The following is a 19,009-nucleotide window of genomic DNA, read 5'->3' as shown; positions in this document are numbered from 1 at the left end:
CATATTACTAATTCATTGATTATGGACCATACTCCTATTATGATTTGGACCTTCTTCCCTCAATCTCACATTACTAAACAATGAGTATATTTCTTTCATTTCACATAATACATTTTCTACTGAGTATTCTTTAATATAATCCTGGCTTTTATTAATAAAATTGCCTCTTAATTCTTTTGATTTATAAAGCTTCTCAATTGCATTTGCACAAATCTGACTATCATTTAAATCGACAACTATTCCATTTTCACCACTACTTACTAAATCTCGATTTCCTCTACAGTCAGTAACAACTAATGGAAGTCCTGTAGCCATTGCCTCCATAACATTCACAGGAAGACCTTCTTGCCTAGATGTAGAGATGGCAATATCAGAAATTAACATTAGGTCTGGAATATCCTGGCGGAAACCCAAAAATTCAACTTTTTTTTCTATTCCCAAACGTTTTACCAACTCTTTGTATACACTTAACATTTCCCCGTCTCCTACTAGTAGGAGTTTAATTGCAGGGATTCTATCTTTTAATATATAAAGAGACTTTATTAATAAATCTTGGTGTTTTCTATAACACAGTTCCCCAACATTTATTAAAATAAAATCTTGAGAGTTAAATCCATACTCTTTTCGTAACTTATTTTTTTCTTGAATAGTTTGGGGAGAAAATTTCTTTAAATCAAGCCCTACACCATGTACTTTAAAAGTCGTGCCACTATTTCTTAATTTTAGTTTTTTAGCAGATTTATAGTCCTCTTCATTCATAGTAATTAACGCATCGGTCCACCTTGCTGCAATTTTCTCCAGACTATGGTACAAAATCCAATTTTTCCTTGGTGCTCCCTTAAAAAAGTGAAATCCGTGAGCAGTATAGACCATTTTTATATCAGGAATATTTCTACAGGCGAATCGAGTAACAAATGAAGCTACCGGGGTATGAACATGAACTAATTTATATCCTTCTTCTATAACAATCCTTTTTATTTTTTTATAGGCAATATGATTTGCCTTCTTAAATGGACTTCTTTGAAATTCTACATGATGAACTTTACAACCTAATTCAATTAATTCAGGACTTATTTCTTGAACTGTATTAAACCCTAGCCCTACTTGATTCCCTTGTTCAATCAACAATTTTATGTGTGGAATTAAAAATGCATTAATTGTATTTGATATTGTAGTAACATATAAAATTTTCATCAGTGTGCACCCCAGTTTCTTACTTTATTCTTTATTAGTCCCTTTATTTCGAGAACAAAGTTATTTATTTCTTTAATCTTTAAAAAGTAAATCAAAATAAAATATACACCCCCTCCTAGTAATGCTGATAGGAATAAGGAAATAGTCATCCCAGTTATATTGATTAAGAAATTATATGCAAGCTTACTAAATCCCCCCATAACAACAGAAGCGATCACTATTTTCATAAAAGAAAATGATAATGTTTTTAAGCCAAGGGATCCTATCTTTTTCCTGAGACTAATTAGTAAGAGTAATGTGCAGATTATCGATGATATACTTGTGGCAAGTGCCAGACCGCCGATTCCTAGAAACTTTGATAATATGAGGTTCAAAATAATATTTAATGACATGGCAATAGCTGCATTAACCATTGGTGTTTTGGTATCTTGAAGAGAATAAAAAGTATTGGTTAAAATTTCTCTATGACTTAGACCAATAATTCCAATTGAATAGAAGAATAATGCATTAGCGGTCATTAATAAAGCTTGAGTATCGAACTCGCCTCTACCATACAATAACTTTACTATGGGTTCAGCAAAGATCATTAATCCGACAATTGCAGGCATCACCAAGACGTTAACTGCACTAATTGCCCCAGAAAGAACTAATTTTAATTCGTCCATTTTATCTTCGGCACATATCTTTGATATCTTTGGATATAAAACGGTACTAATGGATAGGACAAATATTCCAATAATAACTACACTTAATGTACTCGAATAGTTTAATGCAGTAATTCCCCCAACAGCAATCTTCGATGCCAACGTCTGGTCTATTAATATATTTATTTGTGCCACGGAAGTTCCTAGTATTGCTGGTAATGCTAATATCATCATTTTTCGAATGTTATTATCGTTAATATCTAATTTAAGCTGATACTTGTAGCTACTTTTATATACATAGATAATCAAGAGCAAAAATTGAGAAAAAATAGCTATTAATGCACCAATAGACATTATATAAATAGTTGTAAGAGAACTTAAGAAGATAGACGCGATAAAAATCAAATTAGCTGGGAGTCCCATAAGTGTTGGAATAATAAATATTCCTTTTATTTGGAGAAAAGCGACATAGACATAATTCACTCCAATAAAATATACAGCCGCTAACGTTATTCTTGTAAAAGCGATGGTCAACTTTAAAGTTTCTCCTTCAAAACCGACTGCAATTACATTCACAACAGATTCTGTGAAAAACATACCAAGTATAAAAATTACAGTACAAATAAATAAAACGAGATTAACAACATTATTGGTAAAATGGTTGGCTTTTTCAGTTCCTTCCTTACTCTCAATACGTGTATATAAGGGGATAAAACCAGCAGATATCCCTTTCCCAATCACGGCAAATAGAATGGTTGGAATTGTGAGGGAAACTAAATAAATATCACTTATATTTGAGGCTCCATAGAAATACGATAAAATTATATCCCTTCCAAAGCCCAAAAACTTTGAAATGATCGTTATTAACATCAATATAATTACTGTTTTTTTCATCCTATCGCCTACTAATCTGATTATCTACTAGATATTAGCTTATTTTAGTTAAGAACCTTTTGTATTGATTTATGTAGTCATTTTTATCAATGGTGTTTAATTCGGATAATCTTTCTATGAAAAAGTTCAAAAAGAAAATATTGAAGTAATCAATTCTATACTTGGCATTAAACGTTATATTAAATAATGAAAATATCCTTTTTAAATAAAAATCATATTCTCCTTTGGTATATTTCTCTAGATACAAACCATTATTATTAACATAAAACTCCAGCCAAATCATATTAAAAATGTCATAGAAAAAAATTAATTCATTAGTGTATTCCCAATCAATATATTTAACCTGGCGGGTATTTGTTTTTGTTAATAAAGTATTGGATGTCCATAAATCCCCATGAAGTTTTATATATGGAATTTTCATTTGTAATATTTCCGGAGTAATTTGGTTCTTAATAAAATTTATCTCACTGTGCTTTTTTAGCGAGTTTAATAAATCTAATGGGGTATTAAAAGAATGGTTCTCCTTCTTGATACACTCTTTATAATAGATAAAGTAGCGATCAAATATATCATTCATGACAAACAAATAGTCTTCTTGCGTCCATGTATTCCTTGGTTGAAATAAAACTAGTTCTTCCATTATTAATAATCTTTCATTATTTTTCCATAAAATAGCAGGCAAAGGGAAATGCACTTTAAAATATTCATAGTTTTCTATCACTGATTGGTAAGCATGTTCATCTGAAAAAATAGATAAGACCTTGTTTTGGGATAAATCAAAAATTTTACTATCACTATACCCATTAGAGCTTCTAACTGGTCTATATACCGTACCGGAAAACTCTTCAATGTGTAGGTCGTGGTCTGGGATAGTAATATTCTTTCTAAACAAAGTTTTTCTTAATACAAGAATGAAAGCTTTTATTGAAAATGGATAATAATCTGAACGTAACATTTTATATGCTCTTTTTTTCGTGTAAAAATCATTTCTAGTAAAGTATTTTAGGGAATCATCTAAAATATATTCTCCCGAACACATATATTTTGTATTTTCATTAAAATTAGTAATAATCTCCTTTTTCCTCTTTATGTAATTGTGAAGTTTGCCAATCATCATTTACCTCCTTTTTTCCTGGTATTTTTCTTCTAATTAATGAAAATGTTAAGGCCCCTAAAGTTAACCAAAGAATTCGAGCGTTATTTAATGAAATTGCCATTGAACCAATTAAAAGTATAATGATAATATCCCTTAAAATAAGGTTGAATCCTGATTTATTAGGTATTCGAGAAAATGTTGCTTTTCCCAGCAGTAAAAAGATATAAGAAAATAACATTGCCGCCAATGGGATTCCCCACTCAGCAGATAACTGTAAAAATGTGTTATGAGAGATATCATTTGAATGAAACATCTGATTAGCCACCGTAGAATAAGTTCCGATTCCAATTCCAATAACAGGTGAAAGCGATATCACTTGAAGAGCTACTCTCCAAGTGATGTTTCTTCCAGATCCATTTTCCGAAATTGCACTGCTAAAATCAGAAAAAAGAACCTGAACTCTGTCAAATGAAGGTATACTGGATCCTAAAAAATTAACAATACTAAGAAAAACAGTTGAAATTAATGGAACTACTATAAGGACTAGGACAATTAAAAATAACTGCAATATCACTGCATTTGCTTTTTTATTTTGAATAAATAAGTATTCTACTATTCTTAAACCTAAATAACTAAAGAGCGTAATAATTCCAGTTTTTGATCCAGAAGTTAATACTGACATTATTATGATTAAGTACGCCAAATACTTGTAACCTATCTTACTAGTATGTACCCTGCTTATATAAACAAGTGCAGCAACTTGTAGGACAGAAAAGTAATTAGGATCAATCATTAGTCCTCTATACCTTGTGTCAGCATAAAACAAGATATCAGATAAAGCATGAATATTAAAAACAGTGAAGACTATTCCCACTCCTCCTATAAAAATCCCAAAATTGGAAAACCACTTCACTGTTTTTTCGATAAGATTAATACGCGACAAGTTATAACCAATAATAAAATACGTAAATATTGCTAATAATTTTGCATATTCACTAAAAAGTGCTAGGAAATTGGGATTATACATAAATTTAGCAGGAACAAAAAAAACAGAAGAAAGGATTACTACAATAGAAACAACAATAAAAAAACAAAAAGCTGTAATAGGAATCTCTACCTGATTACTGAATACTAATACCATTAAAATAAAACAGCAAAATATATCGGCCAGTGAAAGGTTAACACCAAAAATAACTTGAGACTGGTGCAATAATATAGCCATTAAACCAATAGCAACTGTAAATAGGAAATTTGTGTTTTTTTGATTATAGTTAACTGCCAATGAATAACTCACCAGTCTATCCCCACCCTCCTTTAAAATACCATTCCACATTGTTATTTATATTCGTAATAATACTGGTCCTTATTAGCAATTACTCCATTCACTACGACACCGAGCAGTTGAGTTTTTGTTTTTTCTAGCAACACTTTCGCTTTATAGGCCTGTTCTCTATGTGTTTTTCCACTCGCAACAACCATAACAATACCATCACACTTTTTGGCGATAATTTGTGAATCCGTAACAGCAAGTACAGGAGGCGTGTCAAATATGACATACTCAAACATATCCCTTAGTTCCTCAATTATCTTTTCCATCGTCTTTGAAATTAATAGTTCGGAAGGATTGGGAGGTATTGGCCCACTTGTTAATATTTCTAAGTTTGGGATATCCGTTTTTGTAATAGCGTCATGTAATAAGATTTTCTTTGTTAAAACACTTGTCATTCCATTTAAATTGTTATGATTAAACGTGAAATGAACGGTAGGTTTTCTCAAATCGGTATCTACCAGTAATACCGGTTTTCCTTGCTGTGCAAGAACAATAGCAAGATTAGCAGCTATGGTTGATTTGCCATCTGAAGGTTCTGGTGATGTTACTAAAATGGTTTTAACTTCTTTATCAACTGAGGAAAACTGGATATTTGTCCTAATTTGTCGATATTGTTCAGAAATGGGCAGTTTTGGATTACTATGGGTGATTAGATTGACCGTTCGATTAATTTTCTGTTTTAGTTTAGGACTCAAGAGTTTCACCACCCAATTTAGTTATTGAATTATATTTTTTTACCTTTTTAAATTTTTTTCCAGAAGTACTTTCAATCGATCCTATAACAGGTAACCCCAAATAGGTCTCAACATCATATCCGTCTTTCAATGTTTTATCCAAGGTTTCTAAAACAATCGCCAAACCGATTCCTGTTAATACTCCTACTACCACTGCAATAGCAATGTTCAGCATATGATTAGGTTTAATGGGGATAGGATTTTCCTTTAGTTCTGCTTTGGCGAGGATACTAACATTATCAACACTCATTATTTCTTTTATATCCCTTTCAAAGGTTTCAGAAATAGAATTAGCGATTTTAACTGCCCTTGCATGATCGCTATCCTCCACAATCAAATAAAAGACTTGAGAATTCTCTTGACTCTCAATAGAGATTTGTTTATTGAGTTGTTCTACTGATTGTGTGAGCTCTAGATTTTCAATAACCTTATCTAAAATTGCAGGACTTTTTATAATCATGCTATACGTACTAATTAAATCAACATTGCCCTGCATTAAACTTAGATCAAGTTCATTCGCTGTATTTTTCTGATTGACCAGAATTTGTGTTGAAGTCTGGTATACAGGGGTTAATACAAAAAAAGAAATACAGACGCTAATTAATACCACAGCAACGGTGATGGTCGCAATTGATTTCCAACGTTTCTTAATAGCATTAAAAAAATCAACTAAAGTGATTGAAGTCTCCATTTTGTCCTCCAATTGTATTATTCGCTTCTTTCATTTTGCCATTTAATAAATTCAATCAATAGTTTGTATTGCTTTAATTGGTCTTTTTCCATCCCTACTTCTTTTAATTCACTAACAAAGTCCACCCATTCCTGTTCGATAGAAAATTCTGTATTTTGAACACTTCCTGGATTTAATAAAGCAGCGAGTTCAACATTTAAAACTTCAGCAATTCTTATCATGATTTCAAGGGAGGGATTCTTATGCAGATTGCGTTCGATATTACTAAGATATGACTTTGAAATCTTAGCCAAGTCTGCTAGCTCAGATAAGGTATATCCTCTTTTTTTTCGGATTTCAGCTATTCTTTTTCCTATCATATGTTTACCCTCTTTTTTCCATATTTTAGGTTACCACTTCATTCCTCCGCTGATTAATGTTTCTATTAAACTTACTTCTAATGCAATGAATGATTCTCATTTGGTCTTCATGTTTCATATTGGAACCTGATGGTAAACATATGCCTGTTTTAAATAGCTTCTCTGAAACACTCTCATTCTCACTATGTGAATAGTAGCTATAGTTTTCAAAAAGCGGCTGAAGGTGAAGAGGCTTCCATACTGGTCTTGCTTCAATATTCTCTGACTCTAATGAAGCAAGAATTTCATTTACAGCTACACCTGATTTTTCCTGGTTTATGGTTAAAGTAGTTAACCATCGATTGGAGAATGTCTCATTCAATTCCGGCATAAAAGTAATACCAGGAAGGTCTTTTAATTCTAGTTGATAAGTCTTGAAAATCATTCTTCTAGAATTAACTCTTTCTTCTAATACCTCTAGTTGACCTCTTCCAATTCCTGCTACTATATTGCTCATTCGGTAGTTATAACCTAGCTGGCTATGCTGATAATATGGGGCTGGGTCCTTTGCCTGCGTTGCTAAAAAATGAGCTTTACTCAGTGCCCTCACATTATTAGAAACAAGCATTCCCCCACCCGATGCAGTAATTATTTTATTGCCATTAAATGAATAGATACCGAAGTCCCCTATAGTTCCACTTGCCGTACCTTTATAACTTGACCCTAATGATTCTGCAGCATCTTCAATAATAGGAACTTGATACCTTCTACAAATAGTGGAGAGTTCATCCATTTTGGCTGATTGCCCATATAGATTCACAATAATTACTGCTTTTGGTATTTTATCTTCCTCCAACGCATGCTTGAATGCCATCTCTAGTGCAGTTGGGGACATATTCCACGTATCGGGTTCAGAGTCGATAAAAACAGGGTCTGCACCTTGATACAAAATTGGATTGGCAGAAGCAACAAAGGTTAGGCTTGAACAAAAGACAGTATCGCCTTTTTGAACATTTAATACTGACAGGGCCAAGTGAATGGCTGCGGTTCCTGAACTCACAGCAACAGCTCCATTAACTCCGAACCTTCTAGCTATTTCTTTTTCAAATGCTTCTACATTTGGACCTAAAGGAGCAATCCAGTTGGATTCAAATGCTTCATTTATATACTTTAATTCAGTTCCACCCATATGGGGAGGAGAAAGAAAAACCCTATTTCTAGAGGGTATAGACACCAAATCAAACACCTCCAACTTTTTAATAGTTCGTTTTTTTTTCACTTCTATTTAACTCTGCACCTTTAAATAATTCCACTGTTACATGGCCGTCTTGACTAATGTTTTTTGGGCGAAGTAGCTTCAGAATCGTTAACCATATTATTTTCATATCCAGTAAAAGTGATTGATGTTTGACGTACCAAACATCTAGTTTAAATTTCTCTTCCCAGGTAATCGCATTTCGACCATTAATTTGTGCCCAACCTGTAATCCCTGGCTTAACTAAATGTCTTAGTGCTTGTTCCTCAGTATATAATGGTAAATACTCCATTAATAATGGCCTCGGTCCAACTAAACTTAGTTCGCCTTTTAACACGTTAATAAATTGTGGAAGTTCATCAATACTAAATTTTCTTAGAAAGTATCCGAATGAGGTCATACGTTGTTCATCAGATAAAAGTGAGCCATTTTTATCCTTCCACTCCGTCATACTTCGGAATTTATACAAATAAAAAGGCCTCCCATTTAATCCAGGACGCTGCTGTTTAAAAATGATAGGAGAACCCAGTTTCCATTTGACCAAAATTCCAATTAGTACAATAACAGGTGAGAAAATAATTAAAGTCATCAAAGAAATTACTACATCTATTACTCTCTTCATGAATTCACTCCCATTTCTTTATCATACTTATATTAAGATTGGGAATTGGGATACAGTAGTTCCTTTCTTGTTTGCAAGATCTACTATCCTCTTTCTTACTTCATCTTGATTCAAATTCGCATAGATTGATAATAGTTCTTCTATCTCCTGACTAAAAATAGTTGATGATTTCCCAATATAAATATTTGGATATATTTGTTCTTCTGTAAGCTCGTCATCTTTTAGTAATTCTTCGAAAATCTTTTCCCCTGGTCTGATCCCAGTGTATTCAATCCCGATTTCTTCAATAGAGTTACCAGATAGATTTATTAAATTTTTAGCCAAATCAACAATTTTCACTGGATCCCCCATATCCAAAATAAAAATTTCTCCCCCTCTTGCTAAAGCCCCTGCTTGAAGAACAAGCCTGGTTGCCTCTGGAATCGTCATAAAATAACGCACCATATCAGGGTGAGTGACAGTAATAGGACCTCCCTTTTTGATTTGATTTTTAAATAATGGGATTACACTTCCCCTGCTTCCAAGTACATTACCAAAACGAACAGTAACAAATCTTGTTAGGCTTTCCTTATCCATCTGTTGAATAATCATTTCGGCAAGTCTTTTTGTAGCTCCCATTACACTTGTAGGATTCACAGCTTTATCGGAAGAAATCATTACAAAGGTTTTAACTCCATTATAGCTAGCTGCTTGTGCGGTATTCATGGTCCCAATCACGTTATTTTTTATGGCCTCTTCTGGGTTAGATTCCATTAATGGAACATGCTTATGTGCAGCTGCATGATAGACCACATCTGGAAGATAAGTAGCCATTACATCCCTCATTTTTCTGCTATCCTGTATATCAGCAATAACTGGAATATATTCGATGTTTGTATTTTTAAAAGAATCCCTTAACTCCATATTTATGGAGAAAATGCTATTTTCTCCGTGCCCTAGTAAAATTAATTTAGCAGGTTCAAAAAGAGAAATTTGGCGGCAGATTTCTGAGCCAATCGAGCCCCCTGCACCTGTAACCAATACCACTTTATCTTTGATATATCCTGAAATACTCTGAATATCTAATTCAACTTGTTCCCTTCCTAACAAGTCTTCAACTTGAACATCACGAAAATGATTAACAGATACTTTTCCAACCATAAGGTCTTCGAGCATTGGAAGGACTTGGGTTTTAGCTCTTGTCTTAGCACATTCCATAAATATTTTATTTAATTCCTTTTTACTTAGGGATGGAATCGCAATCACAATGTTTTCAATTTTGTTTCTACTAACCATTTCTTCTAGGTTTGCAGTTCCACCAATCACTGGAATACCTAAAATATCAAGATTCCGCTTTTTTAAGTCATCATCGATAAACCCAACTGGCAATAGATCTGCTTTATTATTCTTTCTTATTTGCCTTGCCACCATCATCCCAGCAGATCCTGCACCTACAATGAGTGTTCGTCTTTTATTTTTTTCATTAATCAGAAAATTCTCCTGAAATAATCTCCAACTGAATCGAGTACCACCAATAAAAATTAAGTTCATCAACCATGTAACGGTAAAAAATCGATAGTTTGATAGATGAAAAAACACTTGTTGTACCAATGCTGCAATAATAATTGATATACTCACAACCTTAAAAATGCTTAATAATTCCCCTATACTCGCATATTCCCATGCTTTTTTGTACAATTTGCTTCTATATGTTAAGGCATAATGAGTGAGCAAAAGCACCAACGTGAAATTGGCAGTAGGGCTACTTAGTGTAACGTCTCCTTCTACCAAATAATGACTAAGGATAATCGATGAAAATAAAATACATGTATCAAATAATATAAACAAAGAAATTCTCAGTCGAAAAGTCATGTTCCCACCCCTTTCTTTTTCTTGAAAAATTTTAATTATATACTCCTTTTAAAAGCACATAATGAAAATTTTTATAAAATGGGCATTTAACCCGTCCTCACATCATACTCTTGACGACTAGCGTCTAAGGTTCACTGACCCACAGTATGACCGAGTGCCTCCTGGGATAATGGAAAGGAGACATCACCATTAAAAACATATAAAGTGCGATTTTGTACTTAATAAAGAATATAATCATAAAAAAATTTGGTTTTATTTCCCTATATAGTTTATTTTAGTTCTTTATACAGAACGTGTCAATCTGAAAATCACTTATATCGAACTTAGAAAATACATCATTTTATACCTTTCAAACATTATTATGTCATTATTAATAGAAAAATGTTGACTAGGCTTTCTATTTGTAGTAAATTTTATAAATAATCTAAATACTTATGTTCTTATCAAGAGAGGTAGAGGGAATGGCCCTATGACGCCTCAGCAACCATCAATGGTTATTTCATTGAAAAGGTGCTAAGTCCAACAAGTTATTGGTAACTTGGAAGATAAGAAGAATGACAATGCTTACAGCATCCAAAGTCTTCTTCTTAAAGAAGACTTTTTTTATTATTCATATAGGAGTGGTTGACCATGTATAAGATTGATACGAAGCTAGCTCAAATTGGAAATCGCAGCGAAACTGCGACAGGGACGGTTAATCCTCCCGTTTATTTTTCAACTGCCTACCGTCATGAGGGTATTGGGCAGTCAACAGGGTTTGATTACACACGGACAGGTAATCCGACTCGACAGCTGCTTGAAAAGGCGATTGCCGATTTAGAAGGTGCAGATCAAGGATTTGCCTGTAGTTCGGGTATGGCAGCTATTTTTACAATTCTTTCTCTTTTCGAGTCTGGGGACGAATGGATTGTGAGCGAGGATTTATATGGTGGTACTTATAGATTACTAGAACAAGGCTTCAAAAAATGGGGATTACAAACAAATTATGTAAATACCTGTAATATTGAATTGATTGAAAGTAACATAACTCCGCAGACAAAAGCAATTTTCCTAGAAACACCAACAAATCCGCTTATGCAGGAATCAGATATTGCGGCTGTTTCAGAAATCGCAAAAAAACACGGAATCTTGCTGATTGTCGACAATACCTTCTACACACCACTAATTCAGCAACCAATCCTGCTAGGTGCAGATATTGTCATCCATAGTGCAACCAAATACTTAGGCGGTCATAATGATGTTCTTGCTGGTCTTGTTGTTGCCAAGGGGAAAGAACTTTGCGAGGCTCTTGCCTTCCACCATAACGGAGCAGGCGGTGTCTTAAGTCCTTTTGATTCCTGGTTAGTAATGCGTGGAATGAAAACATTGTCACTAAGAATGGAAAGACATGAACGCAATGCAAAAGCGATTGTTGAATACCTGTCTAACCATGATGGTATTACAGATGTACTGTACCCAGGAAAAGGTGGAATGGTATCCTTCCGCTTACAAGATGAAGCATGGGTCAATCCATTCCTTCAAAGTCTTTCACTGATCTGCTTTGCTGAAAGTCTTGGTGGAACTGAAAGCTTTATCACCTATCCTGCAACACAGACACATGCCGATATTCCAGAAGAGATTCGAATTCAGTCAGGTGTTTGTAATCGACTATTAAGATTCTCTGTAGGACTTGAAGACCCAACAGACATCATTGAAGACCTTGAACATGCACTAGCTAAATTAAAAGAAGGAGTGATTGGATAATGAGTTCAGAAAATTATAGTTTTGAAACCAAGCTCCTTCATAATCAGCATAAAGTCGATCCGGCCACGGGAGCAGTAAGCGTGCCGATTCAACATGCTTCTACTTTCCATCAATTTGATATAGAAAGTTACGGAAAATACGATTACGCTAGAAGTGGAAATCCTACGAGAGAAGCGTTAGAGGATGTTATCGCAGAACTTGAGGGTGGAACGAGAGGCTTTGCTTTTTCGTCAGGAATGGCTGCTATTTCAACAGCCTTCCTTCTTCTTTCATCTGGTGACCATATAGTAATTACCGACGATGTGTATGGTGGTACATATCGAATGGTCACTCAGGTACTGACTCGTTTTGGAATTGAACATACCTTTGTAGATATGACAGATCTTGATCAAGTAAAAGAGGCAATTCAGCCTAACACCAAAGCATTTTATGTTGAAACACCGTCAAATCCTTTATTAAAGGTGACGGATATCCAAGCCATTACAACTTTGGCAAAAGAGATCAACGCAATCACTTATGTAGATAACACTTTTTTAACCCCTGAGTACCAACGACCTTTAGAGCTTGGTGCGGATGTTGTACTCCACAGTGCAACTAAGTTTTTATCAGGACATAGTGATGTCGTTGCAGGTCTTGCGGTTGTTAAGGATGAAGAATTAGGTAAAAGGCTGTATTCCTTACAAAATTCTTTTGGCGCAGTACTTGGGCCACAGGATGCATGGCTCGTGCTTAGAGGAATAAAAACCCTGCATGTCAGACTCGAACAGTCACAAAAATCCGCTATTAAAATAGCAGAATTCTTAGAGACTCATCCATTAATTGAGAAGGTTTATTATCCTGGACTTGAAAATCATCCACAGCACGAGCTTCAAAAAAGTCAGAGTAAAGGACCTGGTGCAGTTTTATCGTTTGAATTCCAGGATGAACAAGCACTTGAAGTCTTTCTATCTAATGTAAAAATCCCTGTTTTTGCCGTTAGTCTTGGTGCAGTCGAATCCATTCTATCCTATCCGGCAAAAATGTCACATGCTGCTATGTCCCAAGTAGAAAGGGAAAAACGAGGAATTAAAAACAGCCTCATCCGCTTATCCGTTGGCTTAGAGAACCCGGATGATCTTATTCATGACTTTTCTCAGGCTTTACATCAAGTGAAAGAAAAACTACTGGTCTTGCAGCAAGGAGAATAATCATGACCTTTTTAGAAAAATTAAAAAACCAAATTTTAATAGGGGATGGTGCCATGGGCACCCTTCTTTATTCATTCGGTAAAGATAGCTGCTTGGAAGAGTTAAACCTTTCTAATCCGGAAAAAATTCAAGAGATTCATCATGCCTATATTAAAGCTGGTGCTGATGTTATTCAAACCAACACATATGCAGCAAATTATCTAAAACTGCAGAGATATGGTCTCGAGGACTCCGTTAAAGCGATTAATAGTGCCGCTGTCCAGAATGCAAAATTAGCAGCACAAGACAATACTTATGTGCTGGGAACAATCGGCGGTAACCGCGGGATTAAACCTAGTACTATATCAATAGAAGAATTAAAGCGCAGTTTCCGTGAACAGCTATACTGTTTATTATTAGAAGGTGTGGACGGCATTTTATTAGAAACCTTTTATGATTTTGAGGAACTGGAAACGGTCCTTACGATCGCTCGAAAGGAAACTAAGCTGCCCATCATTGCTCAAGTCTCACTTCATGAGCCAGGTATTTTACAAGACCAGACACCGATTAATGAGGCCTTTTCCACTCTTGAAAACCTCGGTGCTGATGTCATTGGCTTGAACTGCCGGCTTGGACCTCATCATATGTTAAAATCACTAGAGCAGATTGAACTGCCTAAACATGCTTACCTTTCGGCCTACCCTAATGCGAGTCTGCCAGCTTATACAGATGGTAAATTCCATTTTGAGGGAGATGCAGATTATTTTAAGAAATCAGCCCAAAGCTTCCGTCAGGAGGGTGTACATTTGCTTGGTGGATGCTGCGGAACGACCCCGGCCCATATCCAGGCATTTGCGGCAGAACTAAAAAATACCGTACCTGTCACTGAGAAAGTAGTTAAATTAAAAACAAAGAAAATCATCATTGAACATCGTGCAGCAAAAAGGGACTTACAGCCACTTGAGGAAATTGTTAAGGAACGACCATCGGTTATCGTAGAATTAGATACACCTAGAAAGCTTGATACAAGCAAATTTTTTGAAGGCGCAAAGGCGTTGAAAGAAGCAGGAATTGATGCGATAACAATGGCAGATAACTCGTTAGCTCAGGTGAGGATTTCTAATGAATCTTTAGGTTATCTTGTTAAACAAGAATTAGGGATGCGACCGCTGATCCATATTGCCTGCAGAGACCGCAATATTATTGGTTTGCAATCACACCTAATGGGGCTCCATACTCTTGGAATGCATGATGTACTCGCTATCACCGGAGACCCTGCCCGAGTCGGAGACTTTCCAGGTGCCTCCTCTGTTTATGATGTATCATCATTTGAGTTAATTCAAATGATAAAACAGTTAAATGAAGGCTTGTCTTTCTCTGGGAAAGACCTTGGTCAAAAAACAGCGTTTAGTATTGCTGGTGCCTTTAATCCAAATGTCCGCTCAGTAGAAAAAGCCGTAAAACGGCTTGAGAAGAAAATTGAATTTGGTGCTGATTATTTTATTTCACAACCTGTCTTTTCTGAGGAAAAATTAATCGAAGTCTATGAACAGACCAAACACCTAAATGCACCTATTTATATTGGGTTAATGCCTTTAACAGGCAGCAGGAATGCCGAATTTCTTCATAATGAGGTACCAGGAATAAAAATCGCACAATCAATTCGAGATAGAATGGCAGCGTTGCATGATCAGCCATTACAAGCTGCACGTGAAGGAATTGAAATAACAAAATCTTTAATTGACACAGCACTGGATTTATTCAATGGAATCTATCTAATCACACCATTTTTACGCTACGAACTAACAACAGAATTAGCCATATATGCCAAACAGCGTGCTAGTCAAATTAGGGGGAACAGCTATGTCGAAAGCACCATTTAATGAACAACTACACAAACGAATCCTTGTAATGGATGGTGCGATGGGTACCATGCTGCAGCAGGAAAATTTAACAGCAGATGACTTTGGCGGCGAGCAATATGATGGCTGTAACGAGTATCTGAACATTACTGCCCCGAATGTTATCGCAAAAATTCACCGCGAATACTTGGAGGCTGGTGCGGACATTATTGAAACCAATACCTTTGGTTCCACAAGCATCGTTCTTGATGAATACAATCTTGGCTTTAGAGCCTATGAATTAAATAAAATTGCCGCTCAAATTGCCAAAAAAGAGGCAGATAAAATCTCTACTGCAGAATGGCCACGGTATGTGGCAGGGTCAATGGGACCGACCACTAAGACGTTAAGCGTTACGGGCGGGACTACTTTTGAAGCCCTCGCTGTTTCCTATGAAGAACAAGCAATCGGGCTGATTGACGGTGGTGTCGACCTTCTCCTTCTTGAAACAAGTCAGGATATGCTGAATGTAAAAGCAGGATTTATTGGAATAAAAAATGCATTTAGTAAAACTGGAAAGATTCTTCCATTAATTGTATCAGGAACAATTGAACCGATGGGCACAACCCTTGCTGGACAGTCCATTGAATCTTTTTATATTTCATTAGAGCATATGAATCCTGTTGCGGTCGGGTTAAATTGTGCGACCGGTCCAGAATTTATGCAGGACCATATTCGCTCACTGTCTAATTTATCTTCAACAGCGATTATCTGTTATCCAAATGCAGGTCTTCCCGATGAAGAAGGACATTATCATGAAACACCCGAAACATTAGCAAAGAAGCTAGCTGATTTTGCTGCTCACGGCTGGTTGAATATTGTCGGTGGCTGCTGTGGTACAACACCAAATCACATTCGTGCGATTTCAGAAGAAATGAAGAAGTTCTCTCCACGCGAGGCACAGTCTTCTGATTTCCATATGGTATCTGGGATTGAACCATTTGTTTACGATGATCCGACACTGCGTCCGATTATGGTCGGAGAACGAACAAACGTCATTGGCTCTCGTAAATTCAAACGCCTCATTAATGAAGGGAAGATTGAAGAAGCGGCAGAGATTGCACGTGCCCAGGTTAAAGGCGGTGCACATGTCATTGATATTTGTCTTGCAGACCCTGACCGTGAAGAGCTTAGCGACATGGAGAATTTCATTCCAGAAGTGGTTAAAAAAATAAAGGTCCCTCTTGTTATTGATTCAACAGATGAAAAAGTAATTGAAAAAGCACTCAAGTATTCTCAGGGAAAGGCGATTATTAATTCGATAAACCTTGAAGATGGCGAAGAAAGATTTGAGGCTGTTGTTCCACTAATCCATAAATACGGTGCGGCTGTCGTCGTTGGTACGATTGATGAAAAAGGTATGGGAGTTACAGCTGAGAAGAAATTGGAAATCGCAAAACGATCACATGACATTCTAGTCAATAAATATGGTTTAAAGTCACAGGATCTCATTTTTGACCCTCTTGTTTTCCCTGTAGGAACTGGAGATGAGCAATATATTGGTTCTGCAAAAGCAACGGTGGAAGGAATTAAGTTAATTAAAGAACATCTTCCAAAGACCCAAACCATTCTTGGTATCAGCAATGTCTCTTTCGGTCTTCCGCCTGTCGGCAGAGAAATATTAAATTCTGTGTTTTTATATCACTGTACCTTAGCTGGTCTTGATTATGCGATTGTTAACACTGAAAAACTAGAACGGTTTGCTTCCATTTCGAAGGAAGAAGTACAATTAGCAGAGGATCTTCTTTTTAACACAACTGATGAAACGTTGGCCACTTTCACTGAATTTTATCGAGGTAAAAAGAAAGAGTCAAAAAGTACAATGCCAAACATGAGTTTAGAAGAACGCCTCTCTTACTATGTGATTGAGGGTACAAAGGAAGGTTTATTGCCAGATTTGGCTTTAGCACTTGAAAATTATCCTGCTCCACTTGATATTATCAATGGACCATTAATGGAAGGCATGAAAGAAGTAGGCCGACTATTTAATGACAATCAGCTAATTGTGGCGGAAGTTCTCCAGAGTGCTGAAGTAATGAAAGCTGCTGTCTCCTATCTAGAACCGTATATGGAAAAAGGAGATGTCTCTTCCTCGAAAGGGAAAGTCATTTTAGCAACCGTAAAAGGCGATGTGCATGATATTGGGAAAAACCTCGTTGACATTATTCTTAGCAATAACGGCTATGATGTCAAAGATTTGGGAATCAAAGTATCACCAACTGAATTGGTTCAAGCGATTCAAAAAGAAAAACCGGACATTGTTGGATTATCAGGCTTGTTGGTGAAATCTGCACAGCAAATGGTGTTAACTGCACAGGATATGAGAGAAGCGGGAATTTCAACACCTATCATGGTGGGAGGAGCTGCTCTTTCCAGAAAGTTCACCGATACAAAAATTGCCAAAGAATATGATGGACTCGTTCTTTATGCAAAGGATGCTATGACAGGATTATCACTAGCAAATCAGCTTCAATCTCCAGAAGAGCATGAAAAATTGATTGCTGAAAAAAATGAAAAGCTAGCTGCTTTAGAACTGCCGCGGGAGCTCCCAATTCGTTCAGCAGTCTCAACAGCAGTAAAAACCAGACCATCTGTTTCAACCGAAGTACCAGTTTTTACACCGATGGATACAAAGAAACATATTTTAAAAACCTACTCTCTATCCCATATTGAGCCATATATCAATATGCAAATGTTAATTGGTCATCATCTCGGTGTAAAAGGAAAAATAGCAAATCTGATTGCTGCAAAGGATGAGAAAGCGTTAAAAGTTAAAGAAGTGGTAGATGGACTATTAGCAGATGCTAAGAAAGAAAATTGGATTTTACCTGCTGCTGTTTATCAATTCTTCCCTGCTCAGTCAGAAGGAAATAAAATCTTCATCTACGATCCAGAAGAGTCTAATACAATCATTGAAACGTTTGATTTCCCAAGACAAGAATCGGCACCTCATTTATGCTTGGCTGATTTCGTTAAGTCAGTCGACAGTGGTGAAAAAGATTATGTTGGTTTCTTTACGGTAACAGCTGGTAGAGGGATTCGTGAACAAGCTGACAAGTTAAAGGCAGAAGGTCGTTTTCTTGAGAGCCATGCCCTTCAAGCCATGGCACTTGAAACGGCAGAAGGTTTTGCAGAATTAATCCATCGACAAATGCGCGACCGTTGGGGATTCCCAGATCCTTTAACATTTACGATGCAGGATCGATTTACAGCTAAGTATCAAGGGCAACGCTTCTCCTTTGGATATCCAGCATGTCCAGATTTAGAGGATCAGAAGAAACTATTTGCTTTGATTCACCCTGAGGAAATTGGGATTGAATTAACTGATGGTTGTATGATGGAGCCTGAAGCTTCCGTATCAGCCATGGTATTTGCCCATCCTGAGGCAAGATACTTTAATGTTCATAGATAAATGTGTCAATGGGGACGGTTCTCTTGGTTTTTTTAGACCAAGAGAACCGTCCCCATTGCTTCCTGGTCAACATTCCTTGACATTCCCCTCCAAAACCGATATAGTTACCTAGGTAACTATTTTATATATATTAATTTT

14 protein-coding genes and 1 riboswitch are annotated in these 19,009 nt (G+C 36.0%); of the genes, 4 read left to right on the top strand and 10 right to left on the bottom strand.

Features of this window, described 5'->3' with window-relative positions; translation table 11 throughout:
* Positions 1 to 12 precede the first annotated feature (12 nt).
* From ABC255_RS05815 to ABC255_RS05770, 10 genes are read right to left on the bottom strand one after another with little or no spacing between them, the layout of a single operon-like run.
* Positions 13 to 1,194: a glycosyltransferase family 4 protein gene (locus tag ABC255_RS05815; RefSeq protein WP_412992005.1), complete on the bottom strand. Its 1,182-nt coding sequence runs from the start codon at positions 1,192 to 1,194 to the stop codon at positions 13 to 15.
* Positions 1,194 to 2,732, bottom strand: a complete 1,539-nt coding sequence (gene murJ, locus ABC255_RS05810) for a murein biosynthesis integral membrane protein MurJ (protein ID WP_412992004.1) — start codon at positions 2,730 to 2,732, stop codon at positions 1,194 to 1,196. Before murJ ends, ABC255_RS05815 begins: the two co-directional genes overlap by 1 nt.
* Before the next feature lie 34 nt (positions 2,733 to 2,766).
* Positions 2,767 to 3,846 (bottom strand): hypothetical protein, encoded by a 1,080-nt coding sequence (locus ABC255_RS05805; RefSeq protein ID WP_412992002.1) that lies wholly within the window; start codon positions 3,844 to 3,846, stop codon positions 2,767 to 2,769.
* Entirely contained in the window at positions 3,794 to 5,110 is a 1,317-nt protein-coding gene (locus ABC255_RS05800; protein ID WP_412992001.1) for an O-antigen ligase family protein, read from the bottom strand. The genes ABC255_RS05805 and ABC255_RS05800 overlap by 53 nt, the downstream gene beginning before the upstream one ends.
* Before the next feature lie 53 nt (positions 5,111 to 5,163).
* Positions 5,164 to 5,862 carry a CpsD/CapB family tyrosine-protein kinase gene (locus ABC255_RS05795; protein ID WP_412991999.1) on the bottom strand — a complete coding sequence of 233 codons (699 nt, stop codon included), beginning with the start codon at positions 5,860 to 5,862 and terminating at the stop codon, positions 5,164 to 5,166.
* Positions 5,843 to 6,583: a YveK family protein gene (locus tag ABC255_RS05790; RefSeq protein ID WP_412991997.1), complete on the bottom strand. Its 741-nt coding sequence runs from the start codon at positions 6,581 to 6,583 to the stop codon at positions 5,843 to 5,845. The genes ABC255_RS05795 and ABC255_RS05790 overlap by 20 nt, the downstream gene beginning before the upstream one ends.
* Before the next feature lie 17 nt (positions 6,584 to 6,600).
* Positions 6,601 to 6,942, bottom strand: coding sequence for a helix-turn-helix domain-containing protein (locus ABC255_RS05785; protein WP_412991996.1), 342 nt, complete (start codon positions 6,940 to 6,942; stop codon positions 6,601 to 6,603).
* A gap of 25 nt (positions 6,943 to 6,967) precedes the next feature.
* A complete protein-coding gene (locus tag ABC255_RS05780; RefSeq protein WP_412991995.1) occupies positions 6,968 to 8,158 on the bottom strand; it encodes a DegT/DnrJ/EryC1/StrS family aminotransferase in 1,191 nt (396 codons plus the stop codon).
* Positions 8,159 to 8,177: 19 nt separating this feature from the next.
* Positions 8,178 to 8,798: a sugar transferase gene (locus ABC255_RS05775; RefSeq protein WP_412991993.1), complete on the bottom strand. Its 621-nt coding sequence runs from the start codon at positions 8,796 to 8,798 to the stop codon at positions 8,178 to 8,180.
* A 27-nt stretch (positions 8,799 to 8,825) separates the two neighbouring features.
* The gene (locus tag ABC255_RS05770; RefSeq protein ID WP_412991992.1) at positions 8,826 to 10,649 is read right to left on the bottom strand and encodes a polysaccharide biosynthesis protein; all 1,824 of its coding nucleotides are present in this window, start codon (positions 10,647 to 10,649) and stop codon (positions 8,826 to 8,828) included.
* A gap of 437 nt (positions 10,650 to 11,086) precedes the next feature.
* Positions 11,087 to 11,201: riboswitch (SAM riboswitch) on the top strand.
* Between the two features lie 78 nt (positions 11,202 to 11,279).
* On the opposite strand from ABC255_RS05770, the gene ABC255_RS05765 reads away from it, so the two are divergent.
* Genes ABC255_RS05765 through metH form a run of 4 tightly spaced genes read left to right on the top strand, consistent with a single transcriptional unit; the run spans position 11,280 to position 18,871 of the window.
* Complete coding sequence (locus tag ABC255_RS05765) at positions 11,280 to 12,392, top strand: methionine biosynthesis PLP-dependent protein (protein WP_412991990.1); 1,113 nt, start codon at positions 11,280 to 11,282, stop codon at positions 12,390 to 12,392.
* Positions 12,392 to 13,579, top strand: coding sequence for a cystathionine beta-lyase (gene metC, locus ABC255_RS05760; RefSeq protein WP_412991988.1), 1,188 nt, complete (start codon positions 12,392 to 12,394; stop codon positions 13,577 to 13,579). The genes ABC255_RS05765 and metC overlap by 1 nt, the downstream gene beginning before the upstream one ends.
* A 2-nt stretch (positions 13,580 to 13,581) precedes the next feature.
* On the top strand, positions 13,582 to 15,441 hold the full coding sequence (locus tag ABC255_RS05755; RefSeq protein WP_412991986.1) for a bifunctional homocysteine S-methyltransferase/methylenetetrahydrofolate reductase: 1,860 nt from the start codon (positions 13,582 to 13,584) through the stop codon (positions 15,439 to 15,441).
* On the top strand, positions 15,422 to 18,871 hold the full coding sequence (gene metH / locus ABC255_RS05750) for a methionine synthase (protein ID WP_412991985.1): 3,450 nt from the start codon (positions 15,422 to 15,424) through the stop codon (positions 18,869 to 18,871). The genes ABC255_RS05755 and metH overlap by 20 nt, the downstream gene beginning before the upstream one ends.
* The last annotated feature ends 138 nt before the right edge of the window (positions 18,872 to 19,009 follow it).

The sequence above is a fragment of the Neobacillus canaveralius genome (assembly GCF_047237705.1).
GTDB lineage: Bacteria > Bacillota > Bacilli > Bacillales > Cytobacillaceae > Neobacillus > Neobacillus niacini_K.
The sequence above is the reverse complement of the archived record's forward strand: the minus strand, read 5'-3'. Positions and strand labels throughout refer to the sequence as shown.

Excerpts from the sequence above, each read along its gene's own strand:
- ABC255_RS05815 (WP_412992005.1), bottom strand. The coding sequence starts at position 1,194 with ATGAAAATTTTATATGTTACTACAATATCAAATACAATTAATGCATTT.
- murJ (WP_412992004.1), bottom strand. The coding sequence starts at position 2,732 with ATGAAAAAAACAGTAATTATATTGATGTTAATAACGATCATTTCAAAG.
- ABC255_RS05805 (WP_412992002.1), bottom strand. The coding sequence starts at position 3,846 with ATGATTGGCAAACTTCACAATTACATAAAGAGGAAAAAGGAGATTATT.
- ABC255_RS05790 (WP_412991997.1), bottom strand. The coding sequence starts at position 6,583 with ATGGAGACTTCAATCACTTTAGTTGATTTTTTTAATGCTATTAAGAAA.
- ABC255_RS05785 (WP_412991996.1), bottom strand. The coding sequence starts at position 6,942 with ATGATAGGAAAAAGAATAGCTGAAATCCGAAAAAAAAGAGGATATACC.
- ABC255_RS05775 (WP_412991993.1), bottom strand. The coding sequence starts at position 8,798 with ATGAAGAGAGTAATAGATGTAGTAATTTCTTTGATGACTTTAATTATT.
- ABC255_RS05770 (WP_412991992.1), bottom strand. The coding sequence starts at position 10,649 with ATGACTTTTCGACTGAGAATTTCTTTGTTTATATTATTTGATACATGT.
- ABC255_RS05765 (WP_412991990.1), top strand. The coding sequence starts at position 11,280 with ATGTATAAGATTGATACGAAGCTAGCTCAAATTGGAAATCGCAGCGAA.
- metC (WP_412991988.1), top strand. The coding sequence starts at position 12,392 with ATGAGTTCAGAAAATTATAGTTTTGAAACCAAGCTCCTTCATAATCAG.
- ABC255_RS05755 (WP_412991986.1), top strand. The coding sequence starts at position 13,582 with ATGACCTTTTTAGAAAAATTAAAAAACCAAATTTTAATAGGGGATGGT.
- metH (WP_412991985.1), top strand. The coding sequence starts at position 15,422 with ATGTCGAAAGCACCATTTAATGAACAACTACACAAACGAATCCTTGTA.